Raw genomic sequence first — 18,014 nt, forward strand, 5'->3', positions numbered from 1 at the left:
ACGGGTGAAGGCCGCCTCGAGTTGGCTCGAGGCGGCCTTCACCGCGTTCTCAGCCCAGCAGAGTCTTGACCAGCGCGGCGATCTGCTCGGTCTCGATCAGGAACGAATCGTGGCCGTACGGCGAAGTCAGCACCGTGGCCTCGCCGCCGGCTCCCGCCGCGATCTCGTGTGATTGGTACGGCGGGTAGAGCCGGTCGCTGTCCACCGCGGCGACCACGGTGCGCGCGGTGACCCGGCCCAGCGCAGCGGCTACCCCGCCTCGGCCCCGGCCGACGTCGTGGGTGTTCATCGATTCGGTGAGCACCACGTAGGAACCCGCGTCGAACCGGTGGGCGAGCTTGTCCGCGTGATGGTCCAGATAGGACTCGACCGCGAACCGGCCGCCGGTCAGCGGATCCTCGTCCTGCTGCGGACGGTTCCCGAAACGCGTCTCCAGTTCGGGTTCGCAGCGATAGGTGACGTGCGCGATCCGCCGGGCCACGCCCAGTCCGCGGTGCGGGCCTTCGGCCGCGGTGTAGTAGTCGCCGCCGTGCCAGGCCTGGTCGCCTCGGATCGCGTGCAGTTGCGGGGCCGCCCAGGCGATTTGCTCGGCGGACGCACGCGCGGTCGAGGCGAGAACGAGCGCCGAGGCGACCCGATCGGGTTGACTTACCGCCCATTCGAGAGCGCGCATCCCGCCCATCGAGCCGCCTGCGACGGCGGCCCAGCGTTCGATGCCGAGCGCGTCCGAGAGCTCAGCTTCGGCGTTGACCTGATCACGGACGGTCAAAGCCGGGAATCGGCTGCCCCACGGCTTGCCGTCCGGAGCGGGCGAGGACGGGCCTGTCGACCCCTGACAGCCACCGAGCACGTTAGGGGCGACGACGAACAGTTCGCCGGTGTCGAAAGCCTTGCCGGGACCGATCAGTCCGTCCCACCATCCGGGACTCGGATGCCCGGGTTCAGCGGGGCCGACGACATGGCTGTCGCCGGTGAGAGCGTGCTCGACGAGGACCGCGTTGGATCCGTCGGAGTTGAGCGTTCCCCACGTTTCGTACGCGAGGGTGTAGCCGGGCAGGGTGGCACCGGCCTCCAGCGCGAGTGCGCCGGGGCCGGTGAACCACTGCCGTCTGCCGGGTGGGTCGCCCGCCCGCCACGCGCCGGTGACGGGCGGAAGACTCGCGCCGGGATCCGTCACAGCGCCGCCTTGGCGGCGCGGAAGCCCGCCTCGAGGTCGGCCTTCAGGTCCTCGATTCCTTCCAGTCCGACGGCGAGCCGCACGAGGCCCGGCGTGACGCCCGCGGCGACCTGTTCCTCGGGGCCGAGCTGGCTGTGCGTGGTCGAAGCCGGGTGCACGATCAGGCTGCGCACGTCGCCGAGATTCACCAGCTGGCTGTGCAGTTCGGTGCCGTCGACGAACTTCCGGCCCGCCTCGACGCCGCCGCGCAGCTCGAACGACAGCACCGCGCCGACGCCGCGCGGCAGGTACTTCTGCGCCGCCGCGTGGTACGGGCTCGACGGCAGGCCCGCGTAGTAGACCTTCTCGACCTCGTCGCGCTCTTCCAGCCATTCCGCGAGCGCCTGCGCGTTCGCGGAGTGCCGCTCCACGCGCAGCGACAGCGTCTCGATGCCCTGCAAGATGAGGAAGCTGTTCAGCGGGGCGATCGCCGCGCCGGTGTCGCGCAGGATCTGCACGCGTGCCTTGGCCGCGAACGCGCCAGGGCCGAGCGCCTCCCAGTACTTGAGACCGTGGTAGCTCGGGTCGGGCTCGTTGAAGCCCGGAAACCGGGACGGGTCCTTGCCGAAGTCGAACGTGCCGCCGTCGACCAGCACGCCGGCGACCGTCGTGCCGTGGCCGCCGAGGTACTTCGTCGCCGAGTGCACGACGATGTCGGCGCCGTGCTCGATCGGACGGACGAGGTACGGCGTGGGCACGGTGTTGTCCACGACCAGCGGGACCCCGGCCTCGTGCGCGACGTCGGCGACCTTGCGGATGTCGAGGACGGCGCTGCTCGGGTTGGCCAGCGTCTCGGCGAAGAACAGCTTGGTGTTCGGCCGGACCGCGGCCCGCCACTGCTCCGCGTCGTCCTGGTCGTCGATGAAGGTGACCTCGATGCCGAGCTTCGGCAGCGTGTAGTGGAAGAGGTTGTAGGTGCCGCCGTACAGCGAGGGGCTGGTGACGAAGTGGTCGCCCGCGTTGGCCAGGGTCAGGATCGCCGCGGTGACCGCCGCCGAACCGGACGCGAACGCGAGGCCGGCGACGCCGCCTTCGAGAGTGGCGACGCGCTGCTCCAGGACGTCCTGGGTCGGGTTGTTGATGCGCGTGTAGATGTGGCCGGGCTCGGCGAGGCTGAACAGATCCGCCCCGTGCTGCGTGTCGCGGAAGACGTACGACGTGGTCTGGTAGATCGGCGTCGCGCGGGCGCCGGTCGCCGGATCGGGCGCCGCCCCCGCGTGGATCTGCTTGGTCTCGAAGGACCAGCTCGTGGTGTCTTCCGGCATCTGCTCGCTCCTAGCGGTCGGGATCGGGTCGGCTGGGCGCGACGCTAACCAGGCCGGACGAAACGCCCAACCGCTCTCACGAGATGAGAGTCCTACGCACCCGGACGTATGAACAAGTGCCGAGCGCTGACGGACGACGCGACAGTGCTGTGCCGCGCACGCTGAGCCGCATGGACTGGAGAATGCGCCCGGTGACCCGGAAGTGGTTCCTCTTCGGCCACGTCGTCACGTCGGTCGGCTGGATCGGAGCCGAGATCGCGGTGCTGATCTGCAGCGTCCTCGCGATCGCCGGCCTCGATCCGGTGACCACGCGCAGCGCGAACGTCATCGCCGGAGTGCTGGCCGGGACGCTCTACTTCCCGGCCAGCCTGCTCGCCCTGGCCACTGGGATCGTGCTCGGCCTCGGCACGAAGTGGAAGCTGGTGCGCTACCACTGGGTGCTGTGGAAACTGCTGGCGACGCTCGCCCTCTTCGTCGGCGGCAACCTCCTGGTGGTCCCGTCTTTCGTCGCGCACGGCGAGCAGGCGTCACGCGGTGAGCTTGTCGGGGCGAGCGCGGTGTCGGGCACTGGGGCGATGAGCGTCGGGCTGACGTTGCTGCTGGGGGCGACGCTGGTGTCGTACTTCAAGCCGTGGCCGAAGGTGTTTCGCGCTAACTAGTGCCGCGGGTGGCGAAACCGGTGCAGTCTTCTACCGTTCCAGCAAGAACGTCAGAAGCGCTGGAGGTAGCTGTGGTTTCGGTGCGCAGCGTCGTGGACCGGGTCGGTCCCACGCTGCTCCACGCGCTTCTCGTGCCCGAAGGCTGTCCCGCGGTCGGCGACGTGGTGATCGCCGAACCGGGCGCGGAGTCCGCCATCGCGGCCGGTGACCTGGTGCTGGGCGTCGCCACGATCGAGCAGGCCGACGCCGCCGCGCTCGTCCGGGTGAGCGCCAGACGGGGTGCGGCGGCGGTGCTGCTGAAACCGCCGCTGGCGGCGAAACAGTCGGTGCGGCGCGCGGCGAAGGCGGCGGGGATCGCGTTGATCCAGGTGCACGCGGCGACGTCCTGGGCCCAGTTGGTCTGGCTGTTGCGCACGGTCCTGGACGCGCTCGCCGACGAATCCGAAGCACTCGAAGAAGGCGGCGACCCTGGTTCCAGCGACCTCTTCCGGCTCGCCGACGCCGTGGCCGCCGTGGTCGACGCGTCGGTGACGATCGAGGACACCAACTCGCGCGTCCTCGCCTATTCCGCGCGCCAGGACCTCACCGACCCGGCGCGCGTCGCGACGATCATGGGCCGCCGCATCCCCGACGACGTCCTGGCCCGGTTCCGCTCGCGCGGCGTGTTCCGGGAGCTTTCCCGCGGCAGGCAGACGATCTTCGTCCCGGCCCAGCGCGACGGCACCCTGCCCCGGCTGATCGTCCCGATCCGGATGGGCGGCGAACTGCTTGGCTCGATGTGGGCGGTCGTCCCCGGTCCGGTTTCCGAGGAACGCGCGGCGGCTTTCGCGGACGCGGCCCCAGTGGTCGCGCTGCACCTGCTGCGACGACGCGCGCATACGGACGCACAACGCCGGGCTTCCGCCGAGTTGCTGCGCGCGGTTTTGGAAGGACAGGTCCCGCCGCGCCGGGTGGTCGCCGAACTGGATCTGTCCGACGAGCCGCACCGGGTCGTCGTCGTGGACGTCAGCGGCGGCGACAGCCGAGATGCCGAGGGCTTGCTGCTGGCTTTGCTGGAACGGATTTCGCAGGGTTTCGGACGCCGTCCAGTCGCGGCTGACCTGGGTGGGCTGCTGTACGTGGTGGTACCGGACCGCCCCGGCGAGGGCGGCTGGCCGGAACTGCGGGAGGCATTGCTCGCCCAACCCGCTTCCCGCCGAGGCGGCCTACCGCGCGCAGCCGCGGGTGCGCCAGGCGACCCGACCGCGCTGGCCGCGTCGCGAGCCCAGGCCGACGAGGCGCTGGGACTGCTGCGGGCCGGACTGGTCGAGGGCCGCGTCGTGGCTTACGACGAGGCTTGGACGGCGCTGGTTTTGCACCGCGCCGCCGCCGGAGCAGCGGCGGCGCAGGTGTCGGAACTCGGCCCGCTCGGCGTGCTGCGCGCACACGACGAGTCGAGCAATGCCGGGTACGTCGACACTCTTTACGAATGGCTCCGGCATCCGGGCGACCCCCGCGCGGCCGCTGAACGGCTGCGAATTCACCCGAACACGTTGCGGTACCGGATGAAACGGCTGCTGGAGCTGGTTCCGCTGAACCTCGACGATCCGGATGTCCGGCTTGCTTTGCTCACCCAGCTGATCGCACTGCGCTGGAGTTGACGCGGCAGCTGAGATCGTTGGCGCGCAAAGATTCCGGCTCCATCCGGATCCAGACCGTGCCGCGCTCGGCCGGATCGTCGAGCAGATACGCGCGGAACCGCGGATCCCACCCGGACTCGTCCGGACCCAGATACCGCGCCAGCTTCCGCCGTCCGCGCGGCACGTCGAACGGCTCGACGGCGGCCTGCCCGCGCGCGATCACCTGCCGCACCAAGCCGGTCGCGAGATCGCAAACGTCGACAGTCATCGCGATCCGCGGCTCCGTGCGCACCCGGTCGGGCAGTCGTGACCACGGGCCGCTGAGGATCCAAAAGGCCCCGTCCTCCCAGAGGTACCAAGTGGGCCGAACGGTTGGACCCGCGGTGGCGACCCGTGCGGTCAGCGGCTGCGCGAGGAAGCTGTCGACGTCGAAATCGGTCACGCGACCAGCAGCGTCTTCCCGATCGTGCCGCGCGATTCGATCGCCGCGTGCGCATCAGCCGCACGCTCCAACGGAAACCGCTGCCCGATCACCGGAGTGAGCTGCCCAGCCGCAGCAGCCGCCAGTGCCGATTCGGTGAAGCCGCGCATCGCCGCCGCGTCGCCGATCGACCGGACCAGCTTCACGCCACGCGCCGCGGCGTCCTCTTCGGACACTTCCGTCCATGAACCGCTTGCCAGACCGTAAATCGCCATCCGCCCGCCAGGCCGCACCAGAGAGAACGCCGCCGTGCCGACCGCGCCTCCCACGCCGTCGAACACCACGTCCACCTCCCCGGCCTCCGCGGTCCACTCCGGATCGGTGTAATCAACGGCCAAGTCCGCGCCCAATTCCCGGGCACGGGCAAGCTTTTCGGCCCCGCCCGCAGCAGCCACGACCTCCGCGCCCGCAGCCTTCGCCAGCTGCACCAAGAGACTGCCGACCCCTCCGGCGGCCGCCTCGACGAGCACCCTTTCCCCCGGCGCGACCGCGGTCGCGTGCACGAGCCCGGTCGCGGTGCGGCCGTCGGCCAGCAATGCGACGGCCGCGTCGAGGCTCAGCGCGTGCGGCACCGGGAACACCAACGCCGCGTCCACGACCACGCGCTGCGCGTAACCGCCGCTGCCGCCGGTCGAGGTCACCACGCGTTTCCCGACCAGCGCCGGGTCCACGCCCTCCCCGGCGCGGCTGATCACACCCCCGACGCCGTTGCCGGGCACCATCGGAAGCGTGCTGCCGAACGGCCCCGTCCCCGTCGCCCGGAACTGCGTTTCCACGAAGGTGACGTTGGCGAACGCCACCTCGATCAGCACCTGTCCCGGCCCGGGAGCCGGATCCGGAGCCTCCCCCGCCTCCAGCACCGCCGGCCCGCCGAACTCCCGCAGCCACACCGCTCGCATGTAAGCCCTTCCTCGAAGTCTCCGCCGGGTGCCAGCCAACTACCTCAAGTGCGGTCGAGGTCAAGGGCGTTGTCCTGGCAGCACTACTGACCCGGCGCAAGACTGTGGCGGCGGGATGATGACACCGCCGTCCGGGTAGATCACCGTGAGTGGCAACACCTTCGACAGAACCGCCGCCAGGAGGCAAGCAGTGCGCATCGCCGTTCCCCGTGAGATCAAGAAGCACGAGTACCGGGTCGCGTTGACCCCGGCAGGCGTGCACGAACTGGTCGGTCGCGGGCACGACGTCTTCGTCGAGACGGGTGCCGGGACCGGGTCGTCCATCACGGACGAGGAGTACGTCGCCGCGGGCGCGAAGGTGCTCGCCACCGCGGAGGAGACGTGGGCCGAGGGCGAGCTCGTGCTGAAGGTGAAGGAGCCGATCGCCGAGGAGTACCCGCGCCTGCGCAAGGATCTGGTGCTGTTCACCTACCTGCACATCGCCGCGGACCGTCCGCTGACCGACGCGCTGCTGGCCGCGGGAACCACCGCGATCGCGTACGAGACGGTGCAGAAGCCGAACGGCGCGCTGCCGCTGCTGGCCCCGATGTCCGAGGTCGCGGGCCGGCTGGCCCCGCAGGTCGGCGCCTACGCCCTGATGAAGCCGAGCGGCGGCCGCGGCGTCCTGCCCGGCGGCATCCCCGGCGTGCACCCGGCGCGCGTGGTCGTCATCGGCGGCGGCGTGGCGGGTCTCAACGCCGCTCGCGTCGCACTGGGCCTCGGCTCCGACGTGGAAATCCTCGACACCAACGTCGACCGTCTCCGCCAGATCGACAACGACTTCGGCGGCCGCATCCGCACCGTCACCTCGAACCGGCTCTCCGTCGAAGAGTCGGTCCTGGAAGCGGACATGGTCATCGGCGCGGTCCTGGTCCCCGGCGCGAAGGCCCCGAAGCTGGTCTCCAACGACCTGGTCTCCCGCATGAAGCCGGGCAGCGTTCTCGTGGACATCGCCATCGACCAGGGCGGCTGCTTCGCCGACTCGCGTCCGACCACGCACGACGACCCGACCTACACGGTCCACAACTCGGTCTTCTACTGCGTGGCCAACATGCCGGGCGCAGTCCCGCGCACGAGCACCTACGGCCTGACCAACGTCACCCTCCCCTACGCGGTGCAGCTAGCAGACAAGGGCTGGAAAGCCGCCCTCTCCGCAGACCCCGCCCTGGCCCTGGGCCTGAACACCCACTCCGGCGCCCTGACGAACGCCCCCGTAGCCACCGCCCACTCCCTCCCCCACACCCCCGTCGAAACCGCCCTCGCCTAACCAGCCACGGCAAAGCGGCGAGGGCCGAAAGCCCTCGCCGCTTTTCTTATGTCCCAACGCTTTTTGTTCCACCCAACCGCCGCCGAACGCACCGTGGGGGTCCGGGGGGCTCGGCCCCCCGGGTAATACGACGCCCCTTCCCGGGCGAAGCGCCGCCAGGCGCGAGCAGAGGAAGGGAAGAAGGGGCGACCCGCTCAACCAGCCTGGGGGTCACTGGGAGCGGGTCGCCGGGTACTAGCTTAAAGAACATTGGGCGGGAGCGCTCGTTCGGGGGTGGATTTCGCCGGGGTTCTTCCCGGTGACCAGGTGAACGTTCAACCTTTCACCTTTGCCGCCCGGACCAGGGTTTCCCTGCTCCACGAGGCTTCCAGGGCCTTTCGGAACCCGCTGGCGTGCCGTTCGTCACCTCTGCCCGCGGGAGCGCCGGTTGTGCCCGTTTGGTCCGGGCCGCCGGCTCGCTCGGGAATAAATTGTCGGTGCCGCTCCCTAACCTTGTGATGTGACCACCACTGCGACGCCTGCGCGTCAAGACCGTCCGATTGCTGAGACGGCGCCCCGACCGGTCGGCTGGGTGCGCCGGTTGTCCGCTGCCTGCTGGGAGCATCGCGGCGTTGTCGTGCTCGCGATGACGGCGGCGGTGCTGAGCGTCGGGGTGCAGGCGGCGAGTCCGTTGCTGGTGCGCTCGGCGGTGGACGACGCGGTGGCCGGGCATACGTCGCAGCTGGCCGGGCTCGCGGTGGGGCTGGTGGCGTTGCAGATCGTCGCGTTCGGGTCGGCGTTCCTGCGCCGGTATGTCGGCGGGCGGCTGGCGCTGGACGTGCAGCACGATCTGCGCAACCGGGTGTTCGGCGCGGTCTCGCGGCTGGACGGCGGGAAGCAGGACGCGTTGCGCACGGGGCAGGTCGTGTCGCGCGCGATTTCGGATCTGCAACTGGTCACCGGGTTGCTGATGCAGGTTCCGCTGTCGGCTGGATCGGTGATTTTCGCGGTGCTGTCGCTGGGCGCGATGCTGTGGATGTCGCCGCTGCTCACGCTCATCGCGCTGGTGGTCGCGCCCGCGGTCGGGATCGTCGTGGCGTTGAGCAGGCGGCGGTTGTTCCCGGCGACCTGGTCGGCGCAGCAGCGCGCGGCGGATGTCGCGCAGCACGTCGAGGAAACCGTCACCGGCGTGCGCGTGGTGAAGGGGTTCGGGCAGGAGGCGCGCGAGGTCGCGCGGCTGGAGCGCACGGCCCGGAAGCTTTTCGCGGAGCGGTTGCGCGCGGCGAAGCTGTCCGCGTTGCCGACAGCGACCACGTCGGCACTGCCTGCCGCGGGTCAGGTCGCGGTGCTGGCGATCGGCGGCATGCTGGCGTTGAACGGGCAGATCAGTCTCGGCACGTTCCTCGCGTTCGCCACCTATCTCGCGGCGTTGATCGGCCCGGCGCGGTTCCTGTCCGGGCTGGTCGTGCAGGCGCAGCTCACGCGCGCCGGCGCGGAGCGGGTGTACGAGCTGATCGACGCGCAGCCGGAGGTCACCGACAGCCCGGACGCGCGGCCGCTGCCGCCCGGCACGCTGGGCGTCGAGCTGAACGACGTGAAGTTCGGCTACACCCGCAGCGATCCGGTGCTCGACGGGCTCACTCTCGAAGCTCGCCCCGGCGAAACGCTCGCACTGGTGGGCACGGCGGGGTCCGGCAAGTCCACGATTTCCATGCTGCTGCCCCGGTTTTACGACGTGCACTCGGGTTCGGTGCGGGTCGGCGGGCTGGACGTGCGCGACGTGCCGTTGAAGGACCTGCGCCAGGCGATCGGCGTGGTCTTCGAGGAAGCGTTCCTGTTCTCCACCTCGGTGCGGGACAACATCGCGTACGGCCGCCCGGACGCGAGCGACGAGGAGGTCTTCGCGGCCGCCCGCGCGGCGGAGGCGGACGAGTTCATCCGCGCGCTGCCGGACGGATACGCCACCGAGGTCGGCGAACGCGGGCTCACGCTGTCCGGCGGGCAGCGGCAACGGCTTGGGCTGGCCCGGGCTCTGCTCACTGACCCGCGCGTGCTGATCCTGGACGACGCGACGTCGGCGATCGACACCGTCACCGAAGCCGCGATCCACGACACGCTGCGCGCGGTCACCGCTGAACGCACCACGTTGCTCATCGCGCACCGCCGGTCAACGCTGCAACTGGCCGACCGGATCGCGGTGCTGGATCAAGGTCGAGTCGTCGACGTCGGCACCGAGGAGGAACTGCTGGCGCGGTGCGCGCTGTTCCGCGAACTGGTCGCGGGTCCAGGCGACGACGTCGAAAAACCGCACCGCTGCGACAACCTCGAGCCGGGCGCGGACGGCACCACGGCAGTCCTGTGGCCCACGGACGAACGCGACGAGGTCGACGCTCTCGCCGAGGCCGCGCAGTCCCGCGGCGGCATGCCAGGCGGCGGCAGCGGGTTCGCGGGCAGCGGCGGCGCCGACGTGCCACCGACCCCGGAACTGCTGGAAGGCGTCCGCCGGCTGCCTCCGGCCACCGACCGGCCCCGGCTGTCCGATGTGGACGTCACGGCCCCGGACCCCGGCTTCAAGCTGTCCCGGATCCTGCGTCCGGTGCGCTGGCCGCTCATCGGCGTGATCGGTCTGGTCGCGGCCGACGCACTGGCCTCGCTCGCGCTGCCCGCGCTGTACCAGCGCGGCGTCGACCACGGTGTCCTGCCCGGGGTGGCGAGCGTCGTGTGGCTGCTGGCCGGGATCGGTGCGCTCGTCGTGGCGGCCGACTGGTTCGTGGTGCGCTGGCAAACCCGGCTCACCGCCCGCGTCGGCGAGACGGTGCTGTACTCGCTGCGCGTGCGCAGTTACGCACACCTGCAACGGCTCGGGCTGGACTACTACGAGCGCGAACTGTCCGGGAAGATCATGACCCGGATGACCACGGACGTCGACGCGTTGTCCACGTTCCTGCAAACCGGCCTCGCCACCGCGGTCGTCAGCGCGCTGACGTTGGTGGGCATCACGGTCGCGCTGCTGGTCACCGATGCCGCGCTGGCCGTGTACGCGCTGGCCATGCTGCCGATCCTGCTCGTAGCCACGCTGATCTTCCGGCGGGTCGCTTCGCGTGCGTACAGCGAGGCGCGCGAGAAGGTGAGCGTCGTCAACGCGGACATGCAGGAGAACGTCAGCGGTCTGCGCGTCGCTCAGGCGTACACGCGCGAAGAGCGTTCGGCGGAGGTGTTCGCGTCGCGCAGTGACGACTACCGTCGGTCGCGGCTGCGCGCGCAGCGGTACATCGCGACGTACTTCCCGCTTGTCTCGCTGCTGTCGGATCTGGCGACCACGACGGTGCTGGTCGTCGGCGCACACCGGGTCGCCGGCGGCACTCTCGAAGCCGGTGTTCTGCTCGGATTCTTGCTGTACCTCCAGCAATTCTTCTCGCCGATCCAGCAACTGTCGTCCGTGTTCGACGGCTACCAGCAGGCCCGCGTCGGTCTGAGCCGCATCGGCGATCTGCTGCGCACACCGACGTCGGTACCCCCGGCCGAGCAGCCGGTCGAACTGCCCGCACACCTGTCCGGCGAAGTGCGGTTCAAGGACGTCGATTTCTCCTACGCCGGGGCGGAAAAGCCCGCACTGGAGAACCTGACGCTCGACGTCGCAGCGGGCGAAACCGTCGCACTGGTCGGCGCCACCGGCGCAGGCAAGTCCACTGCGGTGAAGCTCGTCGCGCGCTACTACGACGCCACCGGCGGCGCGGTGTTGATCGACGGCGTCGACGTCCGCGAGTACGACCTGCCCGCATTGCGCGCCCGGATGGGCGTGGTGCCACAGGAAGCGCACCTGTTCTCCGGCACCGTCGCGGACAACGTGCGGTACGGCCGTCCCGAAGCCACCGACGCGGAAGTCGAGGCCGCCGTACGCGCTGTCGGAGCCCTGGACGGAGTAGCCGCGCTCCCCGCCGGTTTCCGGCAACCAGTAGGCGAACGCGGCCGCTCCCTGTCCGCCGGGCAGCGGCAGCTCGTCGCACTCGCCCGGGCCGAACTGGTCGACCCGGACGTGCTCCTGCTGGACGAAGCCACCGCCGCCCTGGACCCAGCCACCGAAGCCACGGTCCTCCGCGCCACCGAGCACCTCGCCCGGCGCCGGACCACCTTCGTAGTCGCCCACCGCCTGGCAACCGCCGCGAAGGCCGACCGGATCGTCGTGCTCGACCACGGCCGCATCGTCGAACAGGGCACCCACCCCGAGTTGGTGGCTGCGGGCGGACATTACGCCCGGCTGTGGGCACTGGGATGAGCCAGAAGATGCTGCGGCGCTAGACCACGGGGCCTGCGCCGCTTCGAGGATGCCGATGCATCGCGCGAGCGCCCTTGCCTATCGGGCGCTCGCGCGATGCCTGGCCTCAGCCCGTCTCCGGCAACGGCCGTCGAACCGTCCCCGCCCAGCGGGCCGCTGCCGCGCCGCGCGCGCTCGCGGTCAAGAAATCTTGCGACGATAAATCACATTGGCGAAGAAGTACGCCACCGCCAAAATCCCCACACACCACGCCAGCGCGGTCCAAATACCCGCACCGACCGGGCGCTCGGCGAACAGATCGCGGATGGTGTTGACGATCGACGTCACCGGCTGGTGTTCGGCGAACGCGCGCACCGGTCCGGGCATCGTGCCGGTCGGCACGAAGGCCGAGCTGACGAACGGCAGGAAGATGAGCGGGTACGAGAACGCACTCGCGCCGTCCGCGGATTTGGCGGTCAGACCCGGGATCACCGCGATCCAGGTCAGCGCCAGGGTGAACAGCACCAGTATGCCGAGCACCGCGAGCCACGCCAGCGGTCCCGCGCTGGTGCGGAATCCCATCGCGAACGCCACGAGCACCACGACGGCCACCGAGATCAGGTTCGCGATCACCGAGGTGAGCACGTGCGCCCACAGCACCGCCGAGCGCGCGATCGGCATGGACTGGAAACGCTCGAAAATGCCGCCCTTCATGTCCAGGAAGAGCCGGAACGCGGTGTAGGCGATCCCGGAGGCGATGGTGATCAGGAGAATGCCGGGCAGCAGGTAGGTCACGTACGACTCGGAGCCGGAGTTGATCGCGCCGCCGAAGACGTAGGTGAAGAGCAGCAGCATCGCGATCGGCGTGACCGTCGTCGTGATGATCGTGTCCAGGCTGCGGGTGATGTGCCGCAGTGACCGTCCTAACAGGACCGAACTGTCGGCGACGAAGTGGCCGCTCATTGCCCGTCCCCCTTGCTTCCGGCGCCGACGAGGGAAAAGAAGACGTCTTCCAGCGTCGGCTGCTTCTCGACGTACTCGACCTTGGCGGGCGGAAGAAGCTGCTTCAACTCGTCCAGCGTGCCGTTGACGAGCACCCGCCCCTCGTGCAGGATCGCGATCCGGTCGGCGAGGTGTTCGGCCTCGTCCAGGTACTGGGTGGTGAGCAGCACTGTCGCGCCCTGCTCAGCGAGTTCCTCGACCGCGCGCCAGACGTCGTTGCGCGCCTGCGGATCGAGCCCCGTCGTCGGCTCGTCGAGAAAGATGACCCGCGGGTCCCCGATCAGGCTCATCGCGATGTCAAGACGACGGCGCATGCCACCGGAGTACGTCGACACCTTGCGCGATCCAGCGTCGGTCAACGCGAACCTCCGCAACAACCCGTCCGCGATCACGCCCGGATCCTTGAGATGCCGCAACTTGGCCACCAGCACCAGATTTTCGCGTCCGGTAAGGATTTCATCGACGGCCGCGAACTGACCGGTGAGACTGATCGACTCGCGGACGTCCGCCCCCTGGCTCGCCACCGCGAACCCGTTGACCTCCGCCTCTCCCGCGTCAGCCTTGAGCAACGTGGACAAGATCCGCACGACCGTCGTCTTGCCCGCCCCGTTCGACCCGAGCAACGCGAAAATACTGCCGCGCCCTACCTCGAAATCCACGCCGCGCAACACTTCCAGCTTGCCGTAGGACTTTCGCAAGCCCCGCACTCGTATCGCCGGCGCCGTCATACCGCACCGCCCGCCGCGCGGTCGATGGATTCGGTCAGCCGCGTCCGCTCTCGGGAAATCCAGTTCCCCTCGGGATAACTCCGGAGAAACTCCTCCGCGAATTCGACCGGCTCGTCACCGACAATGCCGCGAACCGAAGTCCCGTTCGCCACGCTCTGCTCGAACAGGTCGATGAGATCGTCCAGCATCCGCAGGTGGCTCTCCGCCGTCCCCGGCCCGAAGTACTGCAGATACCGGTGCAACGCCTTGATCGCCGTCCGATAGTCCGGCGGCAGCTCCTCGACGCGCGCCTTGTACCGCCGGTACCGCTTCTTGTCCTCCAGCGGCCCGGTGACTACTTCCAGATAATGCAGATACTTGCTTTTTCCGTCATTCCCCATGATCGATTCCCTCCTTGCGCAGCTGTTCGAGCCGGTCCGAGAGAAACCGCCAGTTCCGCCAGAACTCGGCAAGACTCGCGCGCCCCGGCTCGTTCAGCGTGTAAACCTTCCGCGGCGGCCCTTTCTCGGACGGCACTTTCTCGACGTCGACGAGCCCGCGCTGCTCGATCCGCACGAGCAGCGCGTAAACGGTGCCCTCGGCGAGATCGGTGAACCCCCGCTCGCGCAGCCAGGAGGTGATCTCGTACCCGTAGGCGGGCCGCCCGGCAAGAATCGCGAGGACGATGCCCTCCAAGGTCCCCTTGAGCATCTCCGTCGCCTGCTTGCCCATCGAACTCCCTTCAGCTAGTCAGTGTTGCTGAGTACCGGTAGATAGTAACACTGACTACCGGCGACAGCGAGGGGCTTCGGCGACTCCCCCTTGACAGGAAGGCGAGCGGGACCGCACTCACGCACCTGGGCGCGGCTCAGCCCCGCTGATCCGTTCGACGAGCTTGTCGCGGCACTCCCCGCCGCTGGGAACTTCGGTTCGTCGCCGTGCGCGTCTGCCTGACGCGCCACTCTATGGGCGAGCCGGAAAACCCCGCGATCTCCGAGGATCCGCGCCGGCGCGGTTCAGGGCAGTTCGCGCCAGCGGAGGTCGCCCCAGCCGACGGAGGCGACGTCGGCCAGTTCGGCCCAGCGGGTGGTCCCGGGTCGGACGTGCGTGTCCGAGCCGATGGACCACTCGGGCGCTTCCGGCTCGACGTGCTCGAACTCCTCGATGCAGGACGGGGTCCGCCACACCGCGGTGCAGGAATCGCACATCAGGACGACCTTGCCGTGTTCGGTGACAAGCGGGCGGATCAAACCCTGGTCCCAGAACGACGGACATTCGACCAGCCACATCGCGTCACCACCGCCTCGCGCCTCGAAACTCGCTGCGGCCGGGTGAGGCCGCAGCCTTTCGACAGCACAACACCGGTCAGTGAACGAGTCGCTACGCAGATCCCAACTCAGCCGTAACAGGCGCGGACGTCCTTGCACCGCGCCGCCCAAGTGAGTGGCCTGGGCCGCTGCCTGCCGCGGTTGCCGCTCACCGGCTCGCCCGGAAAGCACCCGCGCGCCCAATTGCCGCCCGGCAAGCCCTCGGCGCGAAACCTGTTACGCCGCACCCGGCACACCACCCCGCCACGCGAGCCGGAGCCGCCCGCCTAGCTAGACGGCCACCCTCACCCGCAGTGCCCCGCCGTCTCCAACGCCTTCCGGCAGGCAGCCACCGCAGCCAGATCAGCGTCCGGACCTCCAGCCCGCGCAGGCAGCATCGCCAGCACCGAAGCTTCCTTCGCGCGCACCGTCGGGTGGATGCGTGCCGCCTTGGCCAGCAACTGCGACGGCCCCGTCTCCACCAGCACCCGCCGTCCCTCAATCGGGAGTGGCGACTCCGGGCCCAGCAGCGTGCCCAAAGCCGGCCAGAACCGCACTGGTTCGACGGGGTGAGAAGCCCAGTAGGAAGGGTCCGTCGCCTCCGAATCGCTGAGCACGCGGCCGGTATAGCCCGAAACCATCGGGATCTTCGGGGGCGACGGCTGTGCGGCGGCAACTGACGGGAGGCACCGGGCGGCAGCCTCGGCCAAGGCGGGGCTGTGGAAGGCCGACGTCGCGGGGACACGGAGGCAAGTCCGCCCGTCGGCGCGCAACTTCGCCGAGGCCTCCGCCAAGGGGGCTTCCGGGCCGGAGAGGATCAACTGGCGCGGGGCGTTGATCGCGCCGATCACGACTTCATCCGTGAGGACCGAGGCGACATCGTCGACGGTCGCGGCCACGGCGAGCATTCCGCCTGCGGGGGCGGACGCCAGTTCCTGCACCCGGTTCCACATCAGCTCGGCCGCGGCGGGGACTTCGAAGACGCCGGCGAGAGTCGCGGCGGCTACCTCGCCGACGCTGTGACCCAGCAGGGCGGCCGGTTCCACGCCCCAGGAAAGGATCATCCGGCCCAGCGCGTGGCCCACGGTGAACAGCAGGATTTGCGAGCGGGTGACGTGGTCCAGGGCAACAGCGGGCGAGTCGGTCAGCCAGTCGGCGCGGATGGCGGGGCCGTCGGGGCCCAACGCGGCGAAGACTTCGTCGACGGCATCGGTGAACGCCTTGTCGTGACCGTACAGGCCGGCGGCCATTCGGACATGCTGCGAACCCTGGCCCGGGAACAGCAGTGCGACCTCGGTCATTGACGAAACTCCTTCCGCCGGGAAGCACCGGAACCGAACCGGATCGTCGGGCACGGCGGTCGACGGCTGCTCGACCCCTGCTGGACCGCCAGGTCGAGTCCGTTCCCACAGGCTGTCGAGAGCCCGCCGGAAGGGTGGCGGCATGAGATTCGACGGGCTGTACCTCGCCGGGCTCGGCAGTTGGCTGCCACCGGCGACGACGACCGCCGAAGCGGTGCGGAGCGGGCAGTGCTCGGCCGAGACGGCGCGCAAAAGCGAGATGGAATCGGTCCTTGTCGCGCCCGAAGGGATCGCGCCGCCGGAGATGGCGGCTCGGGCCGCGCGAGTCGCCTTGGAGCGGTCCGGGGTGGCGCGCGGGGACATCGCGGTGCTGCTGCACGCGACGTTGTTCCATCAAGGCTACGACTTGTGGTCGCCGGCCGCGTACGTCCAGCGGGCAGCGGTCGGCGGGACCTGTCCGGCGATCGAGGTGCGGCAGGTTTCCAACGGCGGCATGGCAGCACTCGACCTCGCGGCCAGTTACCTTCTCGCGGACCCGGCGCGGCAGGCGGCGTTGATCACCGCGGCGGACCGCTTTGACGGGCCCGATTTCGACCGCTGGCACAGCGACCCGGGCACCGCGTACGCCGATGGCGGGACGGCGATGGTGCTGTCCAGCGTCGGCGGATTCGCGCGGTTGCGCAGCCTGTCGGTGGTCGGCGGGCCGGAGCTGGAAGGCATGCACCGTGCGGGAGCGGCGTTCGGTGAGGTCGAGATGAGCACTCGGCAGCTGGTCGATCTGGACGCGCACAAACGATCATACGTGGCTGAGGCCGGAATGTCCCAGACGCTCGCGGCCATTCTCGACGGGCAGCGCGAGGCGTTGAAACGCGCGCTGAGCGACGCCGAACTGGAACTGTCCGATGTGGACCGGCTGGTGCTGCCGCACTTCGGGAGGCGGCGGCTGGTGTCGAACTACCTGCGGCACATGGACGTTCCGCTCGAACGGACCACGTGGGATTTCGACAGCAAGATCGGCCATCTCGGCGCGGGCGACCACATCGTCAGCTTGGAACACCTGGTGCGAACCGGCGGGTTGCGGCCCGGACAGACGTGTCTGCTGATGGGCGTCGGCGCGGGATTCTCGTGGAGCAGTGCGGTGATCGAGCTGTTCGAAAAACCCGAGTGGGCTGACTAGAGCAAACGAGGAAAGGCCCCGCGAGAGGAGGAGTCGCGGGGCCTTTTCTCGTGCGGAAGCTACTCGACGATAGCGACCGCGCGAGCCCATCCGGCACCGGCGCCAGCCAGTTTCACCGGGAAGCACGACAGCGTGAAACCGTGCGCCCGCGGCAGTTCGGCGAGATTCGCCAGCCGTTCGATCTGGCAATACTCCCGGTCGCGGCCGCGCATGTGCGCCGGCCACAGCACCGACTTGTCGCCGGTCCGCTGGTAGGTCTCGATGATGTGCGTGAAGGGCGCGTCGAGACTGAACGCGTCCGTGCCGATCACGCGGACGCCGAAGTCCAGCAACAGATCCAGCCCGGACTGGTCGAGGCCGACGAACTCGGTGAAGTACTTCGGCGTACCGGCGTGCTGGTCGGCTCCGGTGTGGAGCAGGACGATGTCCAGTTCCTTCGGCTGATAGTCCACCCGGGACAGTTCCGCGCGCACATCGTCGGCGGTGATGACCCCCGGCGCGCGGCCGGTGAAGTCCAGGACCACGGCGGGACGGTGGAACCAGTCGACCGGCATCTGGTCGATCGTGCGCGGGGCCGAACCGTACGACGTGGCGTCGCCGTAGTGCGCCGGCGCGTCGATGTGCGTGCCGGTGTGCGTGGTCAGCGACACCGTGTCGTTCGTCAGGAACTCGGCGTCCCGCAGCACTTCCGGGTCGAGGTCCATGCCGAAGTGCTCGCGCATTTCCGACACCAGGTGCTTGGCCCCGTCCTGTGCGGACATGGTGACCAGCGACAGCGGCTCGGGCTCCCAGCCTTCCGGGTCGATCGGGGAGGACAGGTCAATCAGCTGCAACGGAGTTC

Annotated in this window: 16 protein-coding genes; 5 read left to right on the plus strand and 11 right to left on the minus strand. The window is 69.6% G+C overall.

Translation table 11 applies throughout. The features are described 5' to 3' along the window. Positions 1-49: 49 nt before the first annotated feature. Both L3Q65_RS28710 and L3Q65_RS28715 read right to left on the minus strand, forming a co-directional pair. Positions 50-1,177, minus strand: a complete 1,128-nt coding sequence (locus tag L3Q65_RS28710; RefSeq protein WP_237597158.1) for a homoserine O-acetyltransferase — start codon at positions 1,175-1,177, stop codon at positions 50-52. Continuing rightward, positions 1,174-2,481 carry a bifunctional o-acetylhomoserine/o-acetylserine sulfhydrylase gene (locus tag L3Q65_RS28715; RefSeq protein WP_182890060.1) on the minus strand — a complete coding sequence of 436 codons (1,308 nt, stop codon included), beginning with the start codon at positions 2,479-2,481 and terminating at the stop codon, positions 1,174-1,176. Before L3Q65_RS28715 ends, L3Q65_RS28710 begins: the two co-directional genes overlap by 4 nt. Positions 2,482-2,651: 170 nt before the next feature. On the opposite strand from L3Q65_RS28715, the gene L3Q65_RS28720 reads away from it, so the two are divergent. Together L3Q65_RS28720 and L3Q65_RS28725 are read left to right on the plus strand one after the other, a co-directional pair. After that, positions 2,652-3,140 (plus strand): hypothetical protein, encoded by a 489-nt coding sequence (locus L3Q65_RS28720; RefSeq protein ID WP_182890059.1) that lies wholly within the window; start codon positions 2,652-2,654, stop codon positions 3,138-3,140. Between the two features lie 71 nt (positions 3,141-3,211). Then, the gene (locus tag L3Q65_RS28725) at positions 3,212-4,780 is read left to right on the plus strand and encodes a CdaR family transcriptional regulator (RefSeq protein WP_237597159.1); all 1,569 of its coding nucleotides are present in this window, start codon (positions 3,212-3,214) and stop codon (positions 4,778-4,780) included. Here the strand turns inward: L3Q65_RS28725 and L3Q65_RS28730 are convergent. Next, the gene (locus L3Q65_RS28730; RefSeq protein WP_237597160.1) at positions 4,749-5,201 is read right to left on the minus strand and encodes a pyridoxamine 5'-phosphate oxidase family protein; all 453 of its coding nucleotides are present in this window, start codon (positions 5,199-5,201) and stop codon (positions 4,749-4,751) included. The two genes, L3Q65_RS28725 and L3Q65_RS28730, sit on opposite strands and share 32 nt — an antisense overlap. After that, on the minus strand, positions 5,198-6,139 hold the full coding sequence (locus tag L3Q65_RS28735; protein WP_182890056.1) for a zinc-binding dehydrogenase: 942 nt from the start codon (positions 6,137-6,139) through the stop codon (positions 5,198-5,200). Before L3Q65_RS28735 ends, L3Q65_RS28730 begins: the two co-directional genes overlap by 4 nt. A gap of 190 nt (positions 6,140-6,329) precedes the next feature. Between L3Q65_RS28735 and ald the strand changes: the two genes are divergently transcribed. Next, positions 6,330-7,445, plus strand: coding sequence for an alanine dehydrogenase (ald, locus tag L3Q65_RS28740; protein ID WP_182890055.1), 1,116 nt, complete (start codon positions 6,330-6,332; stop codon positions 7,443-7,445). Between the two features lie 538 nt (positions 7,446-7,983). Further along, entirely contained in the window at positions 7,984-11,700 is a 3,717-nt protein-coding gene (locus L3Q65_RS28745) for an ABC transporter ATP-binding protein (RefSeq protein ID WP_237600948.1), read from the plus strand. Between the two features lie 180 nt (positions 11,701-11,880). Here L3Q65_RS28745 and L3Q65_RS28750 read toward each other — a convergent pair whose 3' ends face one another. From L3Q65_RS28750 to L3Q65_RS28775, 6 genes are all read right to left on the minus strand, one after another. After that, on the minus strand, positions 11,881-12,642 hold the full coding sequence (locus tag L3Q65_RS28750) for an ABC transporter permease (RefSeq protein ID WP_182890054.1): 762 nt from the start codon (positions 12,640-12,642) through the stop codon (positions 11,881-11,883). Beyond that, complete coding sequence (locus tag L3Q65_RS28755) at positions 12,639-13,409, minus strand: ABC transporter ATP-binding protein (protein WP_237597161.1); 771 nt, start codon at positions 13,407-13,409, stop codon at positions 12,639-12,641. The genes L3Q65_RS28750 and L3Q65_RS28755 overlap by 4 nt, the downstream gene beginning before the upstream one ends. Beyond that, a complete protein-coding gene (locus L3Q65_RS28760; protein WP_182890052.1) occupies positions 13,406-13,789 on the minus strand; it encodes a DUF1048 domain-containing protein in 384 nt (127 codons plus the stop codon). Before L3Q65_RS28760 ends, L3Q65_RS28755 begins: the two co-directional genes overlap by 4 nt. Beyond that, positions 13,779-14,120 (minus strand): PadR family transcriptional regulator, encoded by a 342-nt coding sequence (locus L3Q65_RS28765; RefSeq protein ID WP_182890051.1) that lies wholly within the window; start codon positions 14,118-14,120, stop codon positions 13,779-13,781. Before L3Q65_RS28765 ends, L3Q65_RS28760 begins: the two co-directional genes overlap by 11 nt. 284 nt (positions 14,121-14,404) lie before the next feature. Then, complete coding sequence (locus L3Q65_RS28770; protein ID WP_182890050.1) at positions 14,405-14,677, minus strand: hypothetical protein; 273 nt, start codon at positions 14,675-14,677, stop codon at positions 14,405-14,407. A 323-nt stretch (positions 14,678-15,000) separates the two neighbouring features. Next, on the minus strand, positions 15,001-15,996 hold the full coding sequence (locus L3Q65_RS28775; RefSeq protein WP_237597162.1) for an acyltransferase domain-containing protein: 996 nt from the start codon (positions 15,994-15,996) through the stop codon (positions 15,001-15,003). A 142-nt stretch (positions 15,997-16,138) separates the two neighbouring features. Here L3Q65_RS28775 and L3Q65_RS28780 point away from each other — a divergent pair, with 142 nt between their 5' ends. Then, entirely contained in the window at positions 16,139-17,173 is a 1,035-nt protein-coding gene (locus tag L3Q65_RS28780) for a ketoacyl-ACP synthase III family protein (RefSeq protein ID WP_237597163.1), read from the plus strand. 59 nt (positions 17,174-17,232) lie between these two features. Here the strand turns inward: L3Q65_RS28780 and L3Q65_RS28785 are convergent, their stop codons facing one another. Next, positions 17,233-18,006 (minus strand): cyclase family protein, encoded by a 774-nt coding sequence (locus L3Q65_RS28785; protein WP_037817183.1) that lies wholly within the window; start codon positions 18,004-18,006, stop codon positions 17,233-17,235. Positions 18,007-18,014 lie beyond the last annotated feature (8 nt).

It is taken from the genome of Amycolatopsis sp. FU40 (assembly GCF_021903635.1).
In the GTDB taxonomy this organism is placed as follows: Bacteria; Actinomycetota; Actinomycetes; order Mycobacteriales; family Pseudonocardiaceae; genus Amycolatopsis; species Amycolatopsis dendrobii.